Raw genomic sequence first — 2698 nt, 5'->3', positions numbered from 1 at the left:
TTCATCTCACATCACCTCTGATCACCAGTATGTGCTCAGAGGCAATAGGTCTTGGGGGTTAAAACGAGGTGTGAAGTGAAGAGGAGATGTTTCAGAACGGTTTATTGAATGAGGGGATGGTTCAAATTATCAAAGCAATCCCCTGGAGAAGTGTCTCCAGGAAAAATCCCTCACCTGTTCCGTTTTTTCACCTCTCCTTATCCAGACCCCCTTTCCCCTCACAACCTCACCAACTACCGTAAACTCGATTTCCAGACTGGAGATTTTATCCCTATCAATCGTGAAGATGAGTTCGTACTCCTCACCAGAGTTCATTGCTATGAGGTGTTCATCAAGCCCGTTAATCCTGCAGAATTCCCTGACCTCATCTGAAATCGGAAGCTCCTCTTCCCAGATCACAATTCCTGCACCGCTTGCCTCACTGATGGCCCTGAGTTCCTTCACCATCCCATCGCTTATGTCAATCGCACACCTGGAAAAGTCCGTCAGCTTCACACCCTCCTCAACCCTCGCAACCGGTCTCAGGAATTTTTCGTACAGCTTCTTTCTGAGCCTTTCGTCAGCTTCAATTCCCTTCAGCTCAATTAACAGCGCCGATAGAGGTTTTCCAAGCTCTCCAGTAACGCACACAAGCTCTCCGGGTCTGGCATTTTTCCTGAGCATCAGCGACTCTGCCATACCCACTGCGATACCGTCCAAGATCAGCTCATTTGACTGGTTCGTGTCGGCAGAGATTAGGCTCATCCCGTACATCTCCAGTCCCCGCTGGATTCCCCTGAACAGCTTTCTCGCAGACCTTTCATCGCTTTCCTTCAGCCCCACGGAGAACGCAAAGTAAAGCGGTCTTGCCCCCATCGCAGCAAGGTCGCTTGCATTCATTGTGACCACCCTGAAGCCAACATCCTCCGGAGACATCGAGGCCACAACATCCGTTGACTCCACCAGCATGTCGTTTGTTATGACGAGCCATCCGTCCCCAGCCCTGAATGCCCCGGCATCATCGCCGAAGACCTCAGATTTTCGCATTATCTCGCCGAATCCTGCCCGTATTATGTCCTCTTCCATCCAACCACCCTCAAACAGTCTGGGGGAACGTGGTCGGCGGTGAAAACTCTGCCCTTTTTCCTTACGTCAATTCCTCTTTCAGCCATCCTTCTGGTGTCAATTTCCATGAGAACGGGAGTGTTCGAGTGCCTCATTCCAACCTCAATGGCCTCTTCAGGTGTTGCGGTCATGTGCACCTCCCTCCTCCTCATCGGGAGCAGACCGGATTTCAGAATTGAAGCGAGATTTTCCGGTGAGGTTGCATGATACAGTTTTTCAGGGATGCTTTTATCCTCGGTCCACCCCACATCAACATCCACGCTGTGACCGTACCTCGCCCTTATTTTCCCGTCGCTGATTTCAAACCTCCTCTTTCTATCCAGCTCGACTATTGCCCTGAGTTCCACCTCTCCGATTCCGTACCTCTCTTTCAGAATGCCAAGCACGTCTTCAAGCCTGGCATAACCTCTTCTGTCCAGTTCAATCCCGAATCTGTCAGGATAGTGTCTCAGCAGACCGCTCAGGAACCTGCTGATCCTTACCCTGTCCCTTCCCTTTATCAGAACTCTTCCCCTCCCGCAGCCACACCTGTCCTCAAAGAATCCGCAGCTCTCGCAGTACCCCGCATCCACAGAATCCAATCAACACTGAAGGATAAATACGTGACGTTACATCCTCTTTCTGTGATGGATGTAAAGGCTCTCAATGAAATCGGGAAGTTCCTCGACCGAGTGGATGTATCTGCCCGTTATTGCCGAAACTCCTTCCCAGATTCCGGTATTCGCGTTCTTGAAGAGCTCGGAAAGCCTTGCCTTGAGCTTCCTGCCCCTCCCATCCCAGTCCGTGAATATTACCACCTTCCTGTTCCCGACTGCATCTGCAATCGAGTGGTTTGACGCTGCTGAGGCCTCAAGCACATCTCCCTCGATACCCAGCTTTCTGAGGGCGAGCGCGTCCCTCCTTCCCTCAACGACTATGACCGCCCCTCTCTCAGACTCGATCCTCAGCTCCTCCAAAAGTTTGAGCAGCTTCTCAAATTCTCTCAATCCGAGCATAGACCTCCTCTTCGCTGAGCCCCTTCACCACAACAACCTTCTCCCTCGACCTGTGTCCAGACGTTATCTCAACCTCCGCCCCGAAAAACTCTGACAAAAGTTCCTCCACTTCCCTGTTGGCCTTTCCACCCTCCGGTGGAGCGCTCACCCTCACAACAAGGGCTTTCTTCCACTCGTCGTACCCTGCAACCCCGGCTTTCTTGGACTTCGGAATTACGTGAATTCTGAGCGTCACCTTCACACTCCCTGTTGGAGCTCGAGACTTTAAAGGTATTCTCACTTCGGGAAGATTGCAATTCTGCCGTTCACCTCGTGCACCTCGACCTCCATGCCGTAAACCTCGCCTATCGTTTCGGCGGTCAGCATTTCACGCCCACCAACTCCACAGATTCTCCCGTCCCTTACCATAACTATCCTGTCCGCGTACATTCCCGCGATCGTGAGGTCGTGAGTGGCGATTACAGCCGAAATTTCCCTCACCCTCACGAGTTTTGTGAGCAGTCTCATCACCTCGTGCTGACTCCTTATGTCCAGATTGTTCGTCGGTTCGTCCAGCAGCACCCTGGGCTCCTGTGCCATCGCTCTGGCTATTGCCACCT

5 protein-coding genes are annotated in these 2698 nt (G+C 52.1%); all 5 read right to left on the bottom strand.

Annotated elements, in window-relative coordinates; genetic code table 11:
- Nucleotides 1–129: 129 nt before the first annotated feature.
- A complete protein-coding gene (locus ACXJJC_RS01640; RefSeq protein ID WP_456368884.1) occupies nt 130–1065 on the bottom strand; it encodes a thiamine-phosphate kinase in 936 nt (311 codons plus the stop codon).
- Nucleotides 1050–1676 carry an RNA 2'-phosphotransferase gene (locus ACXJJC_RS01635; protein ID WP_456368882.1) on the bottom strand — a complete coding sequence of 209 codons (627 nt, stop codon included), beginning with the start codon at nt 1674–1676 and terminating at the stop codon, nt 1050–1052. Before ACXJJC_RS01635 ends, ACXJJC_RS01640 begins: the two co-directional genes overlap by 16 nt.
- 36 nt (nt 1677–1712) lie before the next feature.
- Complete coding sequence (locus ACXJJC_RS01630; RefSeq protein WP_456368880.1) at nt 1713–2099, bottom strand: toprim domain-containing protein; 387 nt, start codon at nt 2097–2099, stop codon at nt 1713–1715.
- Nucleotides 2077–2340 carry a DUF167 domain-containing protein gene (locus ACXJJC_RS01625; RefSeq protein WP_456368878.1) on the bottom strand — a complete coding sequence of 88 codons (264 nt, stop codon included), beginning with the start codon at nt 2338–2340 and terminating at the stop codon, nt 2077–2079. The genes ACXJJC_RS01630 and ACXJJC_RS01625 overlap by 23 nt, the downstream gene beginning before the upstream one ends.
- Nucleotides 2341–2375: 35 nt before the next feature.
- On the bottom strand, nt 2376–2698 hold a 323-nt coding region (locus ACXJJC_RS01620; protein WP_503421135.1), incomplete at its 5' end, for an ATP-binding cassette domain-containing protein.

This window comes from Geoglobus sp. (assembly GCF_054018175.1).
This window is presented reverse-complemented; position numbering and strand designations above follow the sequence as displayed.

Coding starts and splice junctions, on each gene's coding strand:
- ACXJJC_RS01630 (WP_456368880.1), bottom strand. CDS start 2,099: ATGCTCGGATTGAGAGAATTTGAGAAGCTGCTCAAACTTTTGGAGGAG.
- ACXJJC_RS01640 (WP_456368884.1), bottom strand. CDS start 1,065: ATGGAAGAGGACATAATACGGGCAGGATTCGGCGAGATAATGCGAAAA.